The sequence below is a fragment of the Arsenophonus nasoniae genome, from assembly GCF_004768525.1.
Classification (GTDB): domain Bacteria; phylum Pseudomonadota; class Gammaproteobacteria; order Enterobacterales; family Enterobacteriaceae; genus Arsenophonus; species Arsenophonus nasoniae.
Genome location: NZ_CP038619.1, coordinates 1 through 19,354, shown reverse-complemented (window position 1 = coordinate 19,354; position 19,354 = coordinate 1). Strand labels below are relative to the sequence as shown.

The following is a 19,354-nucleotide window of genomic DNA, read 5'->3' as shown; positions in this document are numbered from 1 at the left end:
TTTTCAGGGATTCATCTCGATGGCTCGCAATAAATCTCCCAGAAAGCGTAAACCGGTTAAATCAGGCAGGCTGCCCGTCACTTCACGTGCCACAGCGCCTGTTTATCCGAAACGTTTTATGATCTCTCTCCCACCCGAAAATGATGATGACAGACCGCCTGAATTTTTTTATGACACCCTAAAAGAAGCCATACGCCACTGCGTCCGACTCGGCCCCCAATTTTTTCTCGACACGCAGTATTACCCGCCGCTAGTCACGATTATCAGGGGTTTTGAACAACGCCAAGACCAAGCCGATGACGCTGGATACGACTACACTGAGGGGGTAATAACTGAAAGTCTGCCTGCCGATGAATTCATCACCTATACGGAGCTGGGAATAATCCCTGTTTCCTTTGAACCCTGGGATAAACACACCGATAACTGGGCTGACGAATCTGACAATTTCTGTTTCTTTGGCAAGATGCCCATAAGGTAATTGAGTCAGATGTATATCCCTCGTCCTGCTAAACTACTTTTCACCATTGATGACGGTTGGAATAAATTCCTCGAAAAATACGGCGATAGCGTTAGTTCGTGGACGAGTTTATCTGTGGAGCGCATGCTTGCCTGCGGCACTTGTGCCATGGGTGTCCGGCGCTATTGTTGCGCTTCGTCTGATTGTTCTCACAGCCGTTTTTTCTGCCAAAGCTGTAAGTCAAAAGCCTGCAGTTCATGTGGCTTTAAAGCCACCGAGCAGTGGTTAGCACAGCAGGTTCATATTTTACCCGACTGCGACTGGCAACACATTACTTTCACCATGCCACATCTCCTTTGGCCTTTTTTTAACAATAACTGGCCGCTACTTAATGCTCTGTTTCGGGCAGCCACTCGAGCTATGCTGCAGTTGGCTCGCAAACAGGGTATCGAAATTGGTATTTTCTGTGCCTTGCATACTTATGGCCGGCAACTCAATCAACATCCGCATGTTCATGTTTCCGTCACTCGAGGGGGTTTGGATAGTAAACATAGTGTATGGCGAAAGCTGTTTTTCAAAAAAAAGGATGTCGAAGAAATCTGGCGAGGGGCTGTTATCCGACTACTGCGTCACAGTTATGATTTAATTAACCCTGGCCTTCTTCCCGGTCTTGGCCATATCCGTGACAAAAAACATTGGCGGCGTTACTTGAGGGCGCAGTACGGACGTTATTGGAAAGTGCACTTTGCTAAAAAAACGAAAGGGGCATGGCATAGTGTTAAGTACCTCGGTCGCTACCTTAAACGCCCACCGGTATCTGCGTCAAAACTGCGGCATTACCGAGGGGGTGCCGTTGTTCATCACTACCATGACCACCGAACTGGCCAGCATCGGCAGCAGACTCTGCCGCAGGAAGAGATGATTAGACGCTATATAAGCCATATTCCGGCCAGGCATTTTAAAATGGTGCGTTACTCTGGTTTTTTGTCGAATCGTAAACGGGGAAAACTATTGCCGAAAGTGTATAAGGCACTTGAGATGACGGCACGTAAAAAACCGGAGAACCCAGGTTTTTCTGTGCTGATGAAAGGATTTCTGCGTACCGATCCGTACAAATGTATTCTGTGTGGCGACAGGCTGCTTTTCACCGGGGCGCAAATGGGTAAAAAAGCAACGGAATTGTTGTCAGAAAGACTGCATAACCTGGAGAAAAAGCGATGGTTACGCAGCTAAACGCAGGATCAATGTGTCTAAAATAAGGAAATCAGGTTAGAAATTACACTCTCTGAGGAAATGTTAACTGGCACTAAACACAATAAATCGATCCCCATCTCCTTTTTGCAATAAGGGATGGCTTTTGCTACTCACTTTAAAAGCGATTCAATTTCCTAACCATCGAGTGATTATCTTCAGCAGGCTTTTTAGTGGGCAACGTGTTATCTATGTGAAAACTTTCTGGATTAACAGAAAAAAACGCCCCTTTGGGTTCCGGTAACGTTGGCGCACTACTACAACCATTAAGCAAGCAAATGCACCACGATACCTTTAATACCGGTTTTATTCGCATCATCTTTCTCTATTAAAATTGTGTTGAGATTTTTCGCTGTTGGCGTTAATCAGCCTGACGTATACCGCGTTTTAACGCCTCTTCAATTATTCCGTCGCCTTCCGGACGCGATACTTCGACTTTGTTTTTTATTGTCGTATTTACTGGCGTGGTTAATACGGCTATTTTTTCCGGATCGCCTTTAGGCACAACCGGCGAAGGATAAATTTCATCATTAACCCGTTCGCGAAATAACGCTTCTTCATACCAGAAGATTTTTTTCGCTCGGATTTTCATTGCCGGCGTTTGTCTCGTCGGTTGCATGAAAATTAATTCTTCCTCGTAAGGCAGTTCGTTAATCTCCTGCGGTAACATTAACGGTCTTGCTTGCCAGGAAAAACTTTTTCCTTTTGACCGCCGTTGACCGTCAGCAATATTCTGACTATCCGTCGCTACTTTTACCGTACAATTCCCTAATCTTCTGCTGTACTCCGTCGCCACATCAATATTCCCTGGCGCATAAACCACTTCCACATGAAAAGGCTCCATCACCGCCTTTCCCCCTTCGCGCCCATAACATTCCTCTGAACACACCTGGTTCTTGTTTTGAAAAATGATTAAATATCGCAGACCCGCACCGCGAGTTAAGGCAGGCGCGGTTTCCATCACTTCCATCCGCTTCATGACTGCAAATTCATTCATCAAAAATAGCACCTGATATTTCAATCGTAAGGAGCCGTCTTCACAGTGGCCGCCGTGTTCAGGAAGTACTTTACTATTTTCACGAATGGCTTGTGAGAAAAAAAGATTCATCAAGGGGCCAAATTTTTTAAGCGCCCCTTCGGTTACACAGAAGTAAATACTGGTTGGTTGAACTCGCAGCTGACTAAAATCAATGTTATCTTCCTCGTTTTCACTTTCGGTTAATGCCAGCGCTACCAGTTTTTCACCATAGACACTTAATCTGCCCGTGACAAAAGACATCAGGGTTGAAAATTCTTTGCCTTTCGATTCAGAAACAATCACACTCAATTCTCTAACCGTTTCTTCACTTAACGCCTTTTCTGTCCCACGTCGTTCATTAATAACCCGTTGTGCCCAATTCCCTAATTGCGTTCCCAACGACGCGATTTCATAACATTGAGGCAGGGAAAAAGGGGAATCTGGGGTTTCTATCAGATAAAGGACTATTGCGGTGAACACATCCCGCGCCTTGGCAAACCAGCTGGCATTTTTCATATTATCCGGCACATACAGTGAAGAGGCTAGCGTTCGCACATCACCTAATCGATACAACGGGTTCTGATTAATCACTTTTAACGGATTCCAGTGATGGGTTTCCAAAAGTTCGGGTGAAAACCGCCAAACCTTCTGCCCACAGGCAGCGCGAAAACCCGCAGTTTTATGCCAGGACTCAAATTTGCAGTCATTGATGACGACAGAATGGGGAAACTGCAACAAATTTGGAATAACAATACCCACATCTTTACCACTACCCGGAGGTGCCGCCAACATTAGATATGTTTGACCATAGGTTGCCAAAAAGTTATCACTGTGCGGATCTTTCCCCATCAGGATCGCCGGATACGTTGAAATGGATTTCTGTCGTAAAAACCCCTTTTCGATTTCCCAACCTTTTGGTGGCTGTTTTTTCTTTGTTTTTCTCACTTTTCAGGCCCTGTATACCAGATTTTCCGCAGCTCACTTTTCGTTGCAAAGCGAGCTTCACCATGAAGATTGACACTGTGGTTTTTCCCACCGCCGAAAAAAGCCAACAAGGAGAAACCCACCGGCAAAAAGGTGATGGCTGCTGTCACACACCATGCCCAAGGCAGCATCATTTTTCGTTTGTCTGTCAGCGACAAGGGACCCTGTTGAAGTAGCGTCATCAGGTTTGGGGAAGCCATGCGATCATCACACAACCATAACCACACCCATCCACCCAGATATAAGCCAACCAAAAAAAACACCACTGTTAATCCAGCTATCACAAAGAATAATTTCATCGGCAATCATCCCTCCTCTTGACGCGCTAGCGCGCTTTCTAATTGCGCCCCATTCAAAAGTGCCAGCTTCACCTCAGGAGCATAAGACACTTCAAGAATTTCGGTATGCTCCATATTGTAATGGTCAACAAATTCTGTAGAAGATCTAAGCGGCATTTTTTAGTTCATGATATTTTTGATGTGGCGTTAAATAACCAATCGTTGAATGGCGTCGATAATAATTGTAAAACTGAATATAATTTTCAACTTCACAGACAACAGATTGATGATTCATAAACGATAAACGGTTAAGTCTTTCTGTCTTTAAACTCCTAAAAAATCTTTCCATCACGGCATTATCGAGGCAATTACCTCGCCGACTCATGCTTTGAGTTATTTTCCGTTCAAAGAGGTGCGCCCTAAACTCCTCCGATGAATATTGGCAACCTTGATCTGAATGGAACATCAAACTTGTCGTATCCGGTAATTGCCGTTCAATTGCGTTATCTAAGGCTTCTTTCACTAATTTCGAATCAGGTTTTGTTGATAAGGCATAACCACTAATTTCTTTGGTGGCTAAATCCAACACACAGGCTAAATAGCTCCACCCATAGTGATGTCTAATATACGTGATATCCCCGACATAATAGTGATTATGCTGTTCAGGGGAAAATTGTCGTTTAAGCAAATTAGGGGCATATCGATGTTCGTTACCCGATGAGTGATAGTAGTGCTTTTTCGTTGGTCTAATTGCAACTAATTGATTTAATTTCATGATGTTCGATATTTTATAAGTGCCAATTTGGTGCCCTAAACCCTTTAACTCGACTTGAATACGTCTTTTGCCATAAATTTGACCCGATGTATAAAAAATACGTTTGATTTCGCCACACAGTCTTTCATTTTCAACTGTCGGTATTTTCGTTTCATAATAAAAACTACTGCTGCTTACTTCAAAAAGATGGCATAACTCAGTGACCGTAAAATTGGGGTACATGATTTTCAGTTGCTTCACGATTTTGAGTTTTGATTGTCGAGGATGAAGTAAGCCGCGGCTTTTTTTAATATGTCATTATCCCTCTGAGCACGCTTAAGTTGAACTTCTAATTCTTGTATGCGCTGTTGCTCGGGTGTTAACGCTTTTGATTTTACAGGCGTATTCCCATTTAACTCGGCAAGATATTGTTGCTTCCATCGTGATACGGCAGATTTACCCGCACCGGATATTTTTTCAACTTGGATATTGCTATATCCACCTTCAACCATGAGTTTTGCATATTCCAGTTTTTGCTTTCCGCTAAAGGTTACTTTTACTTTTCGGGTCATATTTATACCTATAAGATTTTGCTTAATTATAAGCTATAAATCTCTACAGTTTTATTAGACCACTACAGATTGAAATTGGTGCTGGTAATTTGCATTAATCCAACGGAATAACGGCGTTTTTTCTGCTCAATCTGATTAATGAGCCTTATCGCGTCCGCGTCCGTTTTAGGATGGTAAGAAATGACATTGGGTTTATCGGGCTGTCGCTCGGATTTTGGGATTATTTCAGCAATCGCATAAGGATTGAAACCTGATTCGACCCGCGCGATATCAAGCACCGTATCAGGATGAACAGAAGGCGCGCACTGCATGGCTAACGCAAGAAACGCCGGGGTGGATAACATACATCACCTCTTTTTATCAAATTTTGTTCTTTCCGCCTCCGTACCCAAAATATGCTTTAAATTCTCCTTGGCTTCATCACCGTGTCGTTCGATAACATAGTGAATAAATTCAGAAATCGTCACAGGACGCCCAATATAATGACCGATATCGAGCACGATTTTATCGAGCCGGTCACGTAATACCGCGCCCACATAAATATTCTTCCCTGGGCGAGAAAGTTGTTTAAACATTATCTTGTTCCTTGATAAAGGATTAGTGGCGATTCACCGCAGTAGATAGGTGTTGGGTAAACAGCGATTAGTTATGCTGTCGGTGGGTTCATTTTGGTATAACTCATTTTTTAAAATAGCGATGAAATTCGCCAGCGTATTAACCCTGTCTTCTTTTTGTTTTTTTCTCGATGTTATCCCCCATATGTCGTCAATAATTTCTTCCGTCGATCGGGTTTTTGCACTTCTTAACAGATTAAGTCTTAATAACCGTATTTCATCGGCCATTTTGCACTGTTCACGATAGCGCATTTTGACGACGATAACGGCAACGTTGGCGTGCGTTCATAATTATCTCCCGCAAAAGTGATTTGAGTGGTGAATACGCAAAAACATCGTCACCCGAAACCACTTAATGTGGTGTACACCTGTGTCGGCATACGCCCGGCCAGAAAGCTAACGTTAGCTTCGCGTTGAAATAAAAATTCAACGCTACCAACCCCTCACGATACGTGCGGAGATGAAGAAGTTGGCACTGAATGTTAAAGAGCGGTATAACAAAACGGATAAACTGCTAAAAATATTATTTAAAATGTTATGGATCCCTTCACCAAACAGACAATAATTGTCAGTGACAGGAATAACGAAAAAATCTGTTTTAACGCTTCAAACAGATTTTCCATTGAAATTCATTTACGTCAGGCACAAAGGAAACGTATCGTTAAAGTAGCCTGACGTAACAAACCAAACCGTTAAAAAAAAAAAAGATAACGGGGAAATAAAAATCGCCCTGGTGATAAGCCGAGCAAAGAAATCACTTAAAATCACGGCGATATTCTTTTCGCCTGTTTTCACTCTTATAATGGAATGGTTTTTAGGGATGAAATTGCCTTGCCGTTCATTTAAGTCTCCTTAAAACGGTTAATAGATAAATTAAAATTTTTTTAAAATAAATGCCTTTATTTTTTCTTCTTTAATTCTCCTTTAATTAAAATTGATAAAATCATGATGTGATACTAGACTTAAGCTTAGTTATAAAACTACAATTTCAAGTTAATTTTGTATATTTTTTTGATTTTAATTTAAACTTACGTTTTGATATGGATATACTAAAAATCAATAAATTATGATAGGAGTTAATCATGCTTCATCAAAAAAAGATAAAAGAAAACATCATTAATAACACTAAGTACTTACTTAAAAGTAGAGAAGAAAACAGGTTATCTTTTTCAGAAAAAACGGGCATAACAAGATCTACTGTATACAAACTATTAGATGGAAAAATCACAAAATCGCAAGAAACAACAATAGAGAGAATCGCTAATTTTTTTGGTGTATCAGTAAAAATGTTAGAGAGTGTCAATATAGAAGATTTAGAGGATCAGAAATAAGTTTAAGATCTGATGGAAATAAAAATCCTATTTCTGTTCCTGTTATACCCGAGTGCGAAATTCAAAAAAGTCAAAGATATTTTCATTGGGAACTTAATTATATCATATCCAACAACATATTGTTTTCTAATGAAAACAATGTAATTGGTATTTTGTTAGAATATGATAAACCCCCATTTTACGAAAAAAAATGAAATTCTTTTTACAAGAAGATATTACCTTCAAAAAACAATGAAAATATAATTTTATTACAGAATAATAAAATTCAAATAACAGATGAATTTAATAATAAGGATGAATTTTAGGATATGTAATCGAAGAGATTACATAATGCAGAATTATAAGCTGTTAGGATTTAAACGAAAAGCTAAATTAACAGCAAATTTCCTTGTTAAATCAACAGGGCATACATTTCTATCCCATTAAATGAAGCCGTTAATAGTGAGTTAATGGATTATCTATCGCCATTTGAGCAAAGAGAAATATACAGGAAATATTATTGAACGTAGCACGCTACGCGTGAGCGGCGCACCGGTGCTGCTTCGGGGATGTTAATGAGTTGAGTACATTTTTATACTCTGCAGTAGGTTAATTTTTCAGGGATTCATCTCGATGGCTCGCAATAAATCTCCCAGAAAGCGTAAACCGGTTAAATCAGGCCCAGGCTGCCCGTCGCTTCCGTGCTGGCGCCTGTTTATCCGAAACGTTTTGTCTCTCTCTCCCACCCGAAAGTGTGATGACAGACCGCCTGGATTTTTTTATGACACCTAAAGCCATACGCCCTGCCTCCGACTCGGCTAATTTTTCTCGACACGCAGTATTGCCCGCCGCTAGTCACGATTATCAGGGTTTTAAACAACATAAGACCAAGCCGATGACGCTGGATACGACTACACTGAGGGGAATAACTGAAAGTCTGCCTGCCGATGAATTCATCACCTATACGGGCTAGGAATAATCCTGTTTCCTTTGAACCCTGGGATAAACACACCGATCAACTGGGCTGACGAATCTGGCAATTTCTGTTTCTTTGGCAAGATGCCCATAAGGTAATTGAGTCAGATGTATATCCCTCGTCCTGCTAAACTACTTTTCACCATTGATGACGGTTGGAATAAATTCCTCGAAAAAATACGGCGATAGCGTTAGTTCGTGGACGAGTTTATCTGTGGAGCGCATGCTTGCCTGCGGCACTTGTGCCATGGGTGTCAGCGCTATTGTTGCGCTTCGTCTGATTGTTCTCACAGCCGTTTTTTTCTGCCGAAGCTGTAGGTCAAAAGCCTGCAGTTCATGTGGCTTCAGCCACCGAGCAGTGGTTAGCACAACGAGTTCATATTTTACCCGACTGCGACTGGCAGCACATTACTCACCATGCCACATCTCCTTTGGCCTTTTTTTTAATGTGGCCGCTGCCAATGTGCTCTGTTTCGGGCAGCCACTCAGGCTATGCTGCAGTTAATATAAACAGGGTATCGAAATTAATTATTTCTGTGCCTTACATACTTATGGCCAGCAACTCAATCAACATCCACTGTGTTCATGTTTCCGTCACTCGGGGGGTTTTGGATAATTAAACATAGTGTATGGCGAAGCTGTTTTCAAAAAAAAAGGATGTCAGAAGAAATCTGGCGAGGGCTGTTATCCGACACTGCGTCACAGTTATGATTTAATTAGCCTGGCCTTCTTCGGTCTTGGCCATATCCGTGACAAAAAAACATTGGCGGCGTTACTTGAGGGCGCAGTACGGACGTTATTGGAAAGTGCACTTTGCTAAAAAAAAAAAACGAAAGGGGCATGGCATAGTGTGCAAATACCTCGATCGCTACCTTAAACGCCCTCGGTATCTGCGTCAAAACTGCGGCATTACCGAGGGTGCCGTTGATCATCACTACCGCATGACCACCAGACAGCCAGCATCGGCAGCAGACTCTGCCACGCAGGAGAAGATGATTAGACGCTATATAAGCCATATTCCAGCCGGAAAAGGCATTTTAAAATGGTGCGTTACTCCTGGTTTTGTCAGATCGTAAACGGGAAAACTATTGCCAGCGAAAGTGTATAAGGCACTTGAGATGACGGCACGTAAAACCAGGAGGCCGGTTTTCTGTGCTGATTTCTGCGTACCGATCCGTACAAATGTATTCTGTGTGGCGACAGGCTGCTTTTCACCGGGGCGCAAATGGGTAAAAAAGCAACGGAATTGTTGTCAGAAAGACTGCATAACCTGGAGAAAAAGCGATGGTTACGCAGCTAAACGCAGGATCAATGTGTCTAAAATAAAGGAAATCAGGTTAGAAATTACACTCTCTGAGGAAATGTTAACTGGCACTAAACACAATAAATCGATCCCCATCTCCTTTTGCAATAAGGGATGGCTTTTTACTCACTTTAAAAGCGATTCAATTTCCTAACCATCAAGTCATAATGTTAACACCGCATATGAATTTAAAGATAAAAGCCAAAAACACTGGAATGCTTATATTTTTCTTTGTTGTGTTTTAGTTTCATTATATTTGGCTTCAACAATAACCGCAATAAAACCCATTTTGTTTTTTAATTTAACTTTACCGGCAGCTATCTTTATATATCCTCTGACTTATATAATATCAGATATACTCAATGAATATTACGGGCTATCCTTGGCAAGAAAAGCCATAAACTTATCTTTTCTGTAATCTCATTTTGTGGCTGTCTTTATTATAGTTCATTTACAGAAGCAATCCCATCATGGGGTCTTATCGATTCTTATTCATCCTTGGTTTTCTGTTATCTCTGTACTTTTAGCATCATCATTAGCATATATAATTTCAGAACATATTAATGCTTATATTTTATATAAAATAAGGAAACTAACATCATCAAAATACTTATTTGTTCGTGTTTTTACCAGTTCAATCTGTGCCGCAATTATAGATAGTTTTATATTTATATCCATCGTCTTCCATTCATTGGGAAAAGAAACCGTTATTTCAATGATCATAGGACAATTATTAATTAAGTCAATTTATGCAACGCTAGGGATTTTCCCTATCTACTTTTCAGATATTTATTCAAAAAAATTCATATTAGAAGGAAAAAATGAATGATGAATCATCATAATTTACAATTAGGAAAGAAAACAGAATATATTTCAAAGTACGATCGTAATCTTTTAACGCCAATAAAAGAGATTATGGAAGAAAAGAGATAAAAACACTCACAAATAATATGAGCTTTTTTGGTGAAGATATATATGGAATTTATATGAACTCTCTTGGTTAAATAAAATGGTGTTCCTCAAGTTGCTATTGGTGAGGTAAAATAGATTCAAATAGCATTAATTTAATTGAATCAAAAGTTTTAAACTATACCTAAATAGCTTTAATCAAACATTTTTCGATTCAATCGATATTGTAAGAGATTCAATAAAAGAAGACCTATCCGCTTGCGCCGAAGGTAACGTATTAGTAAAACTGGCGAATTTATCCGAATGCAAAGCCATTTCTTTAATTAATTTTGATGGAATATCCATCGATAATAATAATATTATCATTAACAAATATGATTACTCTCCAGAAATTCTGGAAGATGCAACAAAAAATAATTCTCCCGTAATAACAGAATGTCTCGTCAGTAATTTACTAAAATCTAATTGTCTTGTTACCAATCAACCAGATTGGGGATCTGTCCTTATTACTTATAAGGGAGCGAAAATAAACAGAGATATTTTATTAAAATATATTATCTCTTTCCGTAACCATAATGAGTTCCATGAACAATGTATTGAACGAATATTTAGCGATATCTTGTTTTATTGTAAGCCATTAGAATTATCTGTCTATGGACGTTACACAAGACGCAGTGGACTTGACATTAATCCTTGGCGATCAACAAATCATTTAGAAATAGAATCTTCGTTTACCTAGACAATAGTAAAATCATAAAACCAGTTTTTTCTTAGCTGGTTTTTCCAAAATAAATTCAAAAGTGCCAAAATTGTCTTCAACAACGATAGGCTTATCACTAAAATATCAATCAAAACCACTTAACGTGGTTGTACACCTGTGTCGGCATACGTCCGGCCAGAAGGATAAATAACCTCGCCTTAAAATTAAGGCTACCAGCGATCAATAACATGAACAAAACGTTTTCCGCCATACGGATCACCGATACTGATTTGTTAAAGAGCAGATGCAACTATCAAGGCACCTCTAGTAAAACTGGATGTTTTCAGTTTTAAGGTTCGACCAGAAAACGTGGGCGGGGAAAATGATGCCTTAAAAATTAGGTACTGGTATAGTCGAAAAAACTATTTTTAGCACAAAAATAAACAATTGGTGGTTTTATGAAAAAAAAGCTGCCAAAGCAGCTTTAGTAATAAAATAAAATGTATTTTTCTCATTCCGATAAACCATCAGCGCTATTAGCTCTACTTTCGTTTATAACGAAATAAAAACAAAGCACAACTTACAAAGACTTTTAATTCATATTTAGTGACTGCGTTATTAAAATGATTATTTACAGTATGTACACTAATATTCAGCTCTATTGCTATTTCGTTTCTATCTAATCCTGCACATGACATGGATAAAATTTCAATTTCTCGTTTAGAGAGTTTAGGAAATAGTCTGTAATAAGCTGGTAAGTTATTAATATAAAAAGGTTTCATTACTTCCTCCTATTCAGCTAGCTCAACCGTCAGAGTAAATCGCCATGACGAAGAGATTTAAACGCTAATGAACTGACTACCAGCAGGCAGCAGTTGAGGAGGAATGTAATGATTTATACTTTTTTCTCGGCAAAATTGCCTTAGCTGAAAAGCTGAATGCAAATTGGTTTTCCCGTAGATAGCTTTCAAATGAGACTCGACCGTTAAGCGCGAAATATCTAACCGTCTGGCAATTTCCTTGCTGCTTAAGCGTTGCATCATTAGAAACAGAACTTCCCACTCTTTAGCAGTAAACCGTTCGTTAGGTTTCTCCGTAGTAACTGAATAAGGCTGTTTACCTTCCACATATTCCATCGGTGACAAAACAGGAATTCATAGGCGTGGAAGAAAGTGCCTAGAGTAGCTATTTTCACTACAAAAAAGCGGTAAAAATGGAATTGCCAAACTTTGGGTGCTTTGTTGTAATCAGATGGCAAATGGCATATTACGAAAAATGGGGATCTTTCAATCTGTACTTTTTTCTATCAATGTTTTCATTTCAGGAGTACGGATTAACTTAAAATAAATCTGTCATTTTGGCATCAGTCTGAATTTTTCCTCGCTATTGCTAAAACCACAAGGAACATTAGCGCTCAATGAAAGTTTAATCATCTCTGGTTTCATACAGCACCCCCAACTCTATTCAGAATTCGGGTACGTTGCCGATTGGTGAGATATTTTGATGTGTGAGCAAAGCTCAAAAGCTGCTCGATTGATATGTTGCACGCTTTCATTATGCGTGTAATATGCGTATTATTTCGCATAGTCCGGCTCCTAGATATGTTAGGTTTTGGATTAGCTCTATGTCAGTGCATCAACACTGACATAGAGTGATTTTTAATAGTCATCATCTGGAAATAATTTATTACTATTCTCGCGAGTTTTATTGATATCACTATCTTTTTTTTCAAAGGAGTCTAGTTTATTTGTAAACTTTGGATTCGAAGACAGTATTTTATTTAAAGCGCTAATTAATTTCTCATCCACATGATCTTCAATTATCGGCAAAACATTACGAATCAATCGTAATATATCAAAATTGTTGTTTCATTAGTTACATAATCAGCAATGATATTAGGAAGCCTTTTATCTTGTTTCATTAATGCAGCACCAGTAACAAGCATTGCTCTCATTGCCCTACCACGTTCTTTAAGTGGTATTTCATCTAATAATTCGCTGGCTATTTTATCACCTTTATTATAATCAGGGTTAATATAAAACTGCATTTTCTAAGCCCTGACTTGTTATTACTCATTTGGATTACCTTTCATGGCAAGCATTCCTAAACTAAGATCAAATTGAGGGTTATCACTCTTAAAAAAACGATCTTTAGGTACATTTGTAATATTTCTTACTTCAGTAGAGATAATATCTGCACCTCCCCTACACACATGACATGTGTGTAACCTGTAAATCTTTCTAAAGTGCTAGTTACTCGTTTGATCAAAATCTTTTCTTTTCATGAAGAGTATTTATTATGGAATTAAGTTTATTTATATCTGGAATTCTTTTTCTCAAATATTCTTCATCATTGCGATGAATGATAAGGTGATCAGCTTGAAATGAATTAACTCTGGTATTAGCATTTAATGATAACTGTTCTTTCAATCCTTCAGTAATTATTGATACCCCAATTCTTGAATCGCACCACATCTTTATAATCCCATTCATTTTCCACGAACGTGAGATACATCTAATGTAGTTCCCCTAAATCAACAATTAACAAAGAATCTTCCTCGTCCAATTCTGACAAAATATCAAATCCTGCAGGAATACTTTCTGGAAGCACACTCACTTTATTGATAATAAAAGTATTTCCATTTTGTACAGATACCTTTCTTTTTACATTAGACTTTTTCTTTTTAATATTATCTTTGTTTGGTTGATTATTACTATCCAGATATTCTGATAATGGTAAAGTTACAACAACATCTATCTGTTGGGGTTTAAGACCCGTTTGTAATAAGGCATGGTGAATAGCTATAACATTTATATCACTATACTGATAACGACTTTCTGTTGTGTTTACAGCGTCTACACTTAAGGGTCAAATGAATATTTTCTCCCATCAATATCATAATTTGCTGGAAGAACATCACCTAAACCAAGAGACCACTCAGGCTTAAAACTATTAGCTTATTAAAGTTTTCTTACCATCTTATTGTCCACGCTAATTTGATATTTGTAGAATACCATCATCGATAAAATGAGCATTTATCACTCCATAATTCTATATTAAATCATTATATAGAATATAATAATAACATTTACATAACTCAACACCTAAAATATAAAAATATAAATCATAATTCTATATAATTCCAAAATGAAACTAACCGTTAACATGATTACTAAAAATACCATGATAAAAATTAATATAGAATAATAACAAATAATTATAGATTCATTTTTTCATCAACGTTTTTAATTTTATAAATCTCTTTCTTACCTTTTTCTCGCTTACGTGATGCATCTGCTTTGTCTGTATTTGATTCGATTTTGAAAGTCACTTTATCCGTAACAGGATCAAATAAAATTTCATAATCAGGAAGGTCATTAACCATAATGAGTTGCTTTATATCAAATCTAAACTTCTGAGTTCTCTCGAAGAACCAGTTTTCAGTGAGCTTATCAAGACAAATAGTAAATTCATGCTGATTGCCACAATGTTTGCGAGCTACCTCATATAAACATCTATCAATAGCTTTCTTATACGAAAATAATCAGGACTAATTTGTAATACCTTGGTTCTTGTTATGGCTTGATACAACCAATCTGGCAAAGTCACTTCAACCATTCAATTTCAAGTTTACCTTTTGTTTCTCAACAATTCTCAGCTATCAATTAATCCAAATTCAATCATTTCCTGTTCATCATCTGAATAAACAATATTTGTCTTAATCGTTGTACCTTTTAGACGAGATAACGCTTTTTCATCTGATATAGCTTTACCACTTTTAGCTCTGTTCGTGGTCACAAAAAAAAATCATATGGGGTAAAAGTTATAGTTCTGCTAATAGGCTGATTGTTAATCGCTTCTTGCAATTTTGAAATAGCATAAAATCAAATATCTTTATCAAAGATAGTAGCCAAACCTATACCACAGAAGACCTAACAGTTACTGTTACATTACCATTTTTATATTCTCTGACTTTTATCTCCTGCTTTTAAAGCAAAAATGGATGTTCCATACTTGCTATTTCATCATGAAAACTAGAAACACCTACATCATCAGCAATGAAAAAACTCCAATTGTTTATGTATATGCGGTCGTAATGTCTTCAAATTGAATTTTCCTATTTTCTTTGTATGATCAACCATAGCTTCTCTCTAGATTGTTTAGGATTGTTAGTTAGATCCTCTAAGGTGTTGATGTCACTTTGGAGGATCTATTTTCGAACTTACGGACGTAAAATATATCGAACTTCATGGACATTATATCGAACTTCATGGACAAATCAAATTAATAGAAAAACAACTAAAATTGCTGATAAACTGAACAAAAAAAGTGTGGATAACTAATTTTTTTAATCGAACTTTACGGACATTATAATCGAACTTTACGGACATTATATCGAACTTTACGGACATTATCCGAACTTTACGGACAAAACGTTTTTTTTATATAATAAAACATAACCTTACTACTCTTTTTTGGTCTTTAACTCTTTTTAACATACACCTAACTAAATATAACTACGCGCGCGAGGGTTATCTGTGATAACTTATATTCAACAAAACCCTGAACGGAAAATATGTCTACTACTGGTGACCAGTTTCTTTTGACTAGATGATATTCCGCTTCCTCGTCTGCTCCTCGCTTCGCTCGGTCACAGACTTGCGGCGAGCGTAGAAGTTTTTTAATTAAAGATTTTTTTTGAGTTAATTAACGCTGAAACATTGCACTATTGAGTTGCTACAGCTAGCATCACTAGGATATAAAATATCTACTAATTCAGGCACAACATGAACAAACCGAACTCATTAATCAAATCGCTGAAAGCGCTTAACTCTTTCATAGAAACCGTGACAGAAGCACTAAAGGTCGGAGATGACGTACAACTCGTTGGCTTTGGCAGTTTTCAGGTTAAGCAACGTGCAGCCAGAGAGGACGCAATCCGCAAACAGGCAAGGTTATACAGATGCTGCTGCGTACCGAGTTTTAAAGCAGGTAAAACGTTGAAAGAAGCGGTCAAATAACATGACCGAAAACAATACAATTAAAACTCCTGTACGGAATATGATTTGCTTATTTTTTGCGGGTGTTTTGTAGGATGTCGAAACCGAACGATTTTGAACAGAAAAGTCACCTATCAGAAACTGAAAATTGTTAAATTTAATCACGAAAATTGGAATAAATACCTATCACCACCCACCTAAAATGCGCTGTAATCCATTCTGAGTTACCGTCTTGATCTATAAAATTAATACCGAAATGGTTACTAATTAACCTATGCCATGATGAAACCATTTTTATTTTTCTAAGTTTGACAGAATTAATTTTGAAGGTTGAGATAAAGAACAGAATAGATGGCTAAAAACTGATTAATTATTAATCATTTTGAACAAAAGATGAATCTATCCTGTAGTTGATTTTATCGCCACCACCAACCGTGCTAGGTCATCGTGGCAAACCATAAGCTCTTTAGCTTCAATCCAAAAATTCATTCCAGCGAAAAGTAATTTTTTCCCACATATGAGACAAGCAGAGTGGATCGACTTTAAAGACATGTCGATACATGTTTCGGAAGATCACTTTTTTTTAATGGTTAGGAAATTGAATCGCTTTTAAAATTGGTAGCAAAAGCCATCCCTTATTGCAAAGGAGATGGGGATCGATTGTGTGTTTGGTGCCGGTTAACATTTCCTCAGAGGTGTAATTTACAACCTGGTTTCCTTATTTTAGACACATTGATCCTGCGTTTAGCTGCGTAACCATCATTTTCTCCAGGTTATGCAGTCTTTCACGAAATAACAATTCCGTTCTTTTTACCCATTTGCGCCACAGGTGAAAAGCAGCCTGTCGCCACAGAATACATTTTGTTACGGATCGGTACGCAGAAATCGCCTCATCAACACAGAAAGCCACGGTTCTCCGGTTTTACGATGCCGTCATCTCAAGTGCCTTATACACTTTCGGCAATAGTTTTCCCCGTTACGATTCGACAAAAAACCAGAGTAACGCACCATTTTAAAATGCCACCAGCCGGAATATGACATATGGCGATAATGTCTCCCTGCGGCAGAGTCTTCTGCCGATGCTGGTAAGCCAGTTCGGTGGTCGTAGTAGTGATGAACAACGAACACCTCGGTGGTCACCGCAGTTTGACATAGATACCGGTGGGCGTTTAAGGTGGCGACCGGGTGCATTAACACTATACCATGCCCTTTCGTTTTAGCAAGTGCACTTTCAATAACGTCCGTGCCTGCGCCCTCAAGTTAACGCCGCCAATGTTTTTTGTCACGGATATGGCCAAGACCGGGAAGAGGAGCCGGGTTAATTAAATCATAACTGTGACATGATGATCGGATAACAGCCCCTCGCCAGTTCTTCGACATCCTTTTTTTTGAAAAAACAGCTTTCGCCATACACTATGTTTACTATCCAAACCCCTCGGTGACCCGGAAACATGAACATGCGGATGTTGATTGAGTTATGGGGCCATAAGTATGCAAGGCACAGAAATACCAATTTCGATACCCTGTTTGCGAGCCAACTGCAGCATAGCTCAGTGGCTGCCGAAACAGAGCATTAAGTAGCGGCCAGTTATTGTTAAAAGGCCAAAGGAGATGTGGCATGGTGAAAGTATTTGCCAGTCGCAGTCGGGTAAATATGAACCTGCTGTGCTAACCACTGCTCGGTGGCTTTAAAATATGAACGCTACTGGGCTTTTGACTTACAGCTTTGGCAGAAAAACGGCTGTGAAAGGAGCAATCGGACGGAAAGCGCAACAATAGCGCCGGACACCCATGGCACAAGTGCCGCAGGCAGCATGCGCTCACAAGATAAACTCGTCCACGAACTAGCACTATCGCGTATTTTTCGAGGAATTTAATTTAACCGTCATCAATGGTGAAAAGTGGTTTACAGCAGGACGGGGATATGCATCTGACTCAATTACCTTATGGGCATCTTGCCAAAGAAACGAAATTGTCAGATTCGTCAGCAGTTATCGTGTGTTTTATCGAGTTTCAAAGGAAACCGAAGTTATTCCATAGCTCCATTATGGTGATGAATTCATCGGCGGGCAGACTTTCAGTTATTACCCCTCGGTGTAGTCGTATCCAGCGTGTCGGCAGTGTAGCGTTGTTGCAAAGCCTGATAATCGTGACTGGCGGCGGGTAATACTGCGTGTCGAGAAAAAATTGGGGCCGAGTCGGACGCGCAGTGGCGTATGGCTTCTTTAGGGTGTCATAAAATTGAGCGGTCTGTCATCATCATTTCGGGTGGGGAGAGATCATAAAACGTTTCGGATAAACAGAGCGCTGTGGCACCGTGAAGTGACGGGCAACCTGCCTGGTTAACCGGTTTACGCTCTGGAGGTGTACGAGCCATCGAGATGAATCCCTGAAAAAAAATTAACCCTGCAGTACCGAAACAGTACTCAACTCATTAACATCTGAAGCAGCACCGCTGCGCCGCTCACGCGTAGCGTGCTACGTTCAACTGTCGGCAGAACTCAAGCGTGGCTGGATCCTGCTTTCAATGGACTTTTATTCTTGCAGAAGGGCTGATACCTTGTGAAAGCCGAACGTATGAACACATCTGCGCGGAATAAGTTGCATCAGCAAACCACAGAAACAGGCTTTATCCGTAAAGAGCTTGCTTTACATGCACTTCATACTGCCGTTATCGGTGGAAGGCGTTTGAAACATGGGTTATGTCAGTAAAAATACGCTCTATCGCTATATTAAGAAAAGCCGACTGGCAGGAGAAATATCTCTAGCTTCCTCATCGGGGCAAATATTATCGCTATGGCAAGGGAGAACAGAAGCGTAGCCTATTCCTGATAGGTGGGTATTATTGAGACCGCTAGAGGCTGATCTCAAGCAACAACGGTCATTTGAAATTGATACGGTATTTGGTAAAGATCGAAGTCATTCTTATTAACGTTGGCGGATAAAGCTACCAAACAGGTTATTATCCGCAGATTGCTCAGACAAACGCTGAGACTGTTGTAGAAGCCTTCCGTGATATCATGGCAAATACTTTCTGTCATTTTAAAACCCTGACGGCTGATAACGGTTCTGAATTCTCCATGCATAAACGAATAGCAGGATCACCGGTGCTGATGTCTTCTTTGCAGAACCTTATCATCACTCATGAGACGTGGTTTAAATGAACGTAGTAACGGACTTATCCGCCGTTTTTTATCAAAGGGAACGGACTTCAACCAAGTCACGGACA

The 19,354-nt window shown here is 39.1% G+C and carries 25 protein-coding genes and 6 pseudogenes; 15 read left to right on the top strand and 16 right to left on the bottom strand.

Annotation, left to right across the window (positions count from 1 at the left end):
* Window positions 1-19: 19 nt before the first annotated feature.
* The gene (locus tag ArsFIN_RS23215) at window positions 20-478 is read left to right on the top strand and encodes a hypothetical protein (protein WP_210409124.1); all 459 of its coding nucleotides are present in this window, start codon (window positions 20-22) and stop codon (window positions 476-478) included.
* 9 nt (window positions 479-487) lie between these two features.
* Window positions 488-1,690 carry an IS91 family transposase gene (locus tag ArsFIN_RS23210; protein ID WP_135678014.1) on the top strand — a complete coding sequence of 401 codons (1,203 nt, stop codon included), beginning with the start codon at window positions 488-490 and terminating at the stop codon, window positions 1,688-1,690.
* Window positions 1,691-1,826: 136 nt separating this feature from the next.
* Here ArsFIN_RS23210 and ArsFIN_RS23205 read toward each other — a convergent pair whose 3' ends face one another.
* The 7 genes and pseudogenes from ArsFIN_RS23205 to ArsFIN_RS23175 form a co-directional block, all read right to left on the bottom strand.
* Window positions 1,827-2,027, bottom strand: coding sequence for a hypothetical protein (locus tag ArsFIN_RS23205; RefSeq protein WP_135678880.1), 201 nt, complete (start codon window positions 2,025-2,027; stop codon window positions 1,827-1,829).
* A 42-nt stretch (window positions 2,028-2,069) separates the two neighbouring features.
* A complete protein-coding gene (locus ArsFIN_RS23200; RefSeq protein ID WP_338023368.1) occupies window positions 2,070-3,671 on the bottom strand; it encodes a type IV secretory system conjugative DNA transfer family protein in 1,602 nt (533 codons plus the stop codon).
* A complete protein-coding gene (locus ArsFIN_RS23195; RefSeq protein ID WP_135678878.1) occupies window positions 3,668-4,009 on the bottom strand; it encodes a hypothetical protein in 342 nt (113 codons plus the stop codon). Before ArsFIN_RS23195 ends, ArsFIN_RS23200 begins: the two co-directional genes overlap by 4 nt.
* Window positions 4,010-4,154: 145 nt before the next feature.
* A protein-coding gene (locus ArsFIN_RS23190) for an IS3 family transposase (RefSeq protein WP_135678876.1) occupies window positions 4,155-5,314 on the bottom strand; the annotation gives its coding sequence in 2 pieces (ribosomal slippage) (window positions 4,155-5,035 and window positions 5,035-5,314; 1,161 coding nt in all).
* A gap of 71 nt (window positions 5,315-5,385) precedes the next feature.
* Window positions 5,386-5,658 (bottom strand): annotated as a pseudogene (locus tag ArsFIN_RS23185) (transglycosylase SLT domain-containing protein); the annotation flags it as partial.
* Between the two features lie 3 nt (window positions 5,659-5,661).
* A complete protein-coding gene (locus ArsFIN_RS23180; RefSeq protein WP_135678872.1) occupies window positions 5,662-5,889 on the bottom strand; it encodes a hypothetical protein in 228 nt (75 codons plus the stop codon).
* A gap of 33 nt (window positions 5,890-5,922) precedes the next feature.
* The gene (locus ArsFIN_RS23175; RefSeq protein WP_246067568.1) at window positions 5,923-6,180 is read right to left on the bottom strand and encodes a hypothetical protein; all 258 of its coding nucleotides are present in this window, start codon (window positions 6,178-6,180) and stop codon (window positions 5,923-5,925) included.
* Window positions 6,181-7,010: 830 nt separating this feature from the next.
* Between ArsFIN_RS23175 and ArsFIN_RS23170 the strand changes: the two genes are divergently transcribed.
* From ArsFIN_RS23170 to queF, 9 genes and pseudogenes are all read left to right on the top strand, one after another.
* The gene (locus tag ArsFIN_RS23170) at window positions 7,011-7,259 is read left to right on the top strand and encodes a helix-turn-helix domain-containing protein (protein ID WP_135678870.1); all 249 of its coding nucleotides are present in this window, start codon (window positions 7,011-7,013) and stop codon (window positions 7,257-7,259) included.
* A gap of 612 nt (window positions 7,260-7,871) precedes the next feature.
* Window positions 7,872-8,030 (top strand): hypothetical protein, encoded by a 159-nt coding sequence (locus ArsFIN_RS26770; protein ID WP_167876767.1) that lies wholly within the window; start codon window positions 7,872-7,874, stop codon window positions 8,028-8,030.
* Complete coding sequence (locus ArsFIN_RS23165; RefSeq protein ID WP_135678868.1) at window positions 8,020-8,211, top strand: hypothetical protein; 192 nt, start codon at window positions 8,020-8,022, stop codon at window positions 8,209-8,211. The genes ArsFIN_RS26770 and ArsFIN_RS23165 overlap by 11 nt, the downstream gene beginning before the upstream one ends.
* 150 nt (window positions 8,212-8,361) lie before the next feature.
* Window positions 8,362-8,718 (top strand): hypothetical protein, encoded by a 357-nt coding sequence (locus ArsFIN_RS27905; RefSeq protein ID WP_246067567.1) that lies wholly within the window; start codon window positions 8,362-8,364, stop codon window positions 8,716-8,718.
* A 120-nt stretch (window positions 8,719-8,838) separates the two neighbouring features.
* Window positions 8,839-9,033, top strand: coding sequence for a hypothetical protein (locus tag ArsFIN_RS27900; RefSeq protein WP_246067566.1), 195 nt, complete (start codon window positions 8,839-8,841; stop codon window positions 9,031-9,033).
* On the top strand, window positions 8,963-9,289 hold the full coding sequence (locus ArsFIN_RS27895) for a transposase (protein ID WP_246067565.1): 327 nt from the start codon (window positions 8,963-8,965) through the stop codon (window positions 9,287-9,289). The genes ArsFIN_RS27900 and ArsFIN_RS27895 overlap by 71 nt, the downstream gene beginning before the upstream one ends.
* A 12-nt stretch (window positions 9,290-9,301) precedes the next feature.
* Window positions 9,302-9,670 (top strand): hypothetical protein, encoded by a 369-nt coding sequence (locus ArsFIN_RS27890; protein WP_246067564.1) that lies wholly within the window; start codon window positions 9,302-9,304, stop codon window positions 9,668-9,670.
* 102 nt (window positions 9,671-9,772) lie between these two features.
* Window positions 9,773-10,345 (top strand): annotated as a pseudogene (locus tag ArsFIN_RS29030) (queuosine precursor transporter).
* Window positions 10,342-11,164: pseudogene (queF, locus tag ArsFIN_RS28665) on the top strand (NADPH-dependent 7-cyano-7-deazaguanine reductase QueF). The pseudogenes ArsFIN_RS29030 and queF overlap by 4 nt, the downstream one beginning before the upstream one ends.
* A gap of 503 nt (window positions 11,165-11,667) precedes the next feature.
* On the opposite strand, the gene ArsFIN_RS23140 reads toward queF, so the two are convergent.
* From ArsFIN_RS23140 to ArsFIN_RS28660, 7 genes and pseudogenes are all read right to left on the bottom strand, one after another.
* Entirely contained in the window at window positions 11,668-11,907 is a 240-nt protein-coding gene (locus ArsFIN_RS23140; protein WP_135678864.1) for a helix-turn-helix domain-containing protein, read from the bottom strand.
* Between the two features lie 57 nt (window positions 11,908-11,964).
* Entirely contained in the window at window positions 11,965-12,261 is a 297-nt protein-coding gene (locus ArsFIN_RS23135; RefSeq protein ID WP_246067582.1) for a helix-turn-helix transcriptional regulator, read from the bottom strand.
* Between the two features lie 704 nt (window positions 12,262-12,965).
* The gene (locus ArsFIN_RS23130) at window positions 12,966-13,172 is read right to left on the bottom strand and encodes a plasmid partitioning/stability family protein (RefSeq protein ID WP_135678860.1); all 207 of its coding nucleotides are present in this window, start codon (window positions 13,170-13,172) and stop codon (window positions 12,966-12,968) included.
* Window positions 13,173-13,193: 21 nt separating this feature from the next.
* Window positions 13,194-14,164 (bottom strand): annotated as a pseudogene (parM, locus tag ArsFIN_RS23125) (plasmid segregation protein ParM domain-containing protein).
* Between the two features lie 178 nt (window positions 14,165-14,342).
* On the bottom strand, window positions 14,343-14,510 hold the full coding sequence (locus ArsFIN_RS27880) for a hypothetical protein (protein ID WP_246067592.1): 168 nt from the start codon (window positions 14,508-14,510) through the stop codon (window positions 14,343-14,345).
* A 33-nt stretch (window positions 14,511-14,543) separates the two neighbouring features.
* Window positions 14,544-14,743: pseudogene (locus ArsFIN_RS29025) on the bottom strand (replication initiator protein A); the annotation flags it as partial.
* 36 nt (window positions 14,744-14,779) lie between these two features.
* Entirely contained in the window at window positions 14,780-14,923 is a 144-nt protein-coding gene (locus ArsFIN_RS28660; RefSeq protein ID WP_338023367.1) for a hypothetical protein, read from the bottom strand.
* Between the two features lie 395 nt (window positions 14,924-15,318).
* On the opposite strand from ArsFIN_RS28660, the gene ArsFIN_RS26765 reads away from it, so the two are divergent.
* Both ArsFIN_RS26765 and ArsFIN_RS23115 read left to right on the top strand, forming a co-directional pair.
* Window positions 15,319-15,468 carry a hypothetical protein gene (locus tag ArsFIN_RS26765; RefSeq protein WP_167876765.1) on the top strand — a complete coding sequence of 50 codons (150 nt, stop codon included), beginning with the start codon at window positions 15,319-15,321 and terminating at the stop codon, window positions 15,466-15,468.
* A gap of 444 nt (window positions 15,469-15,912) precedes the next feature.
* Window positions 15,913-16,146: an HU family DNA-binding protein gene (locus ArsFIN_RS23115; RefSeq protein ID WP_135678858.1), complete on the top strand. Its 234-nt coding sequence runs from the start codon at window positions 15,913-15,915 to the stop codon at window positions 16,144-16,146.
* 723 nt (window positions 16,147-16,869) lie between these two features.
* On the opposite strand, the pseudogene ArsFIN_RS29200 reads toward ArsFIN_RS23115, so the two are convergent.
* Both ArsFIN_RS29200 and ArsFIN_RS26755 read right to left on the bottom strand, forming a co-directional pair.
* Window positions 16,870-18,003: pseudogene (locus ArsFIN_RS29200) on the bottom strand (IS91 family transposase).
* A 355-nt stretch (window positions 18,004-18,358) separates the two neighbouring features.
* Window positions 18,359-18,502 carry a hypothetical protein gene (locus ArsFIN_RS26755; protein WP_167876763.1) on the bottom strand — a complete coding sequence of 48 codons (144 nt, stop codon included), beginning with the start codon at window positions 18,500-18,502 and terminating at the stop codon, window positions 18,359-18,361.
* 200 nt (window positions 18,503-18,702) lie between these two features.
* On the opposite strand from ArsFIN_RS26755, the gene ArsFIN_RS28450 reads away from it, so the two are divergent.
* Together ArsFIN_RS28450 and ArsFIN_RS28445 are read left to right on the top strand one after the other, a co-directional pair.
* Window positions 18,703-18,837 (top strand): hypothetical protein, encoded by a 135-nt coding sequence (locus tag ArsFIN_RS28450; RefSeq protein WP_276489443.1) that lies wholly within the window; start codon window positions 18,703-18,705, stop codon window positions 18,835-18,837.
* On the top strand, window positions 18,821-18,946 hold the full coding sequence (locus ArsFIN_RS28445) for a hypothetical protein (RefSeq protein WP_276489442.1): 126 nt from the start codon (window positions 18,821-18,823) through the stop codon (window positions 18,944-18,946). Before ArsFIN_RS28450 ends, ArsFIN_RS28445 begins: the two co-directional genes overlap by 17 nt.
* Window positions 18,947-19,354: the final 408 nt, after the last annotated feature.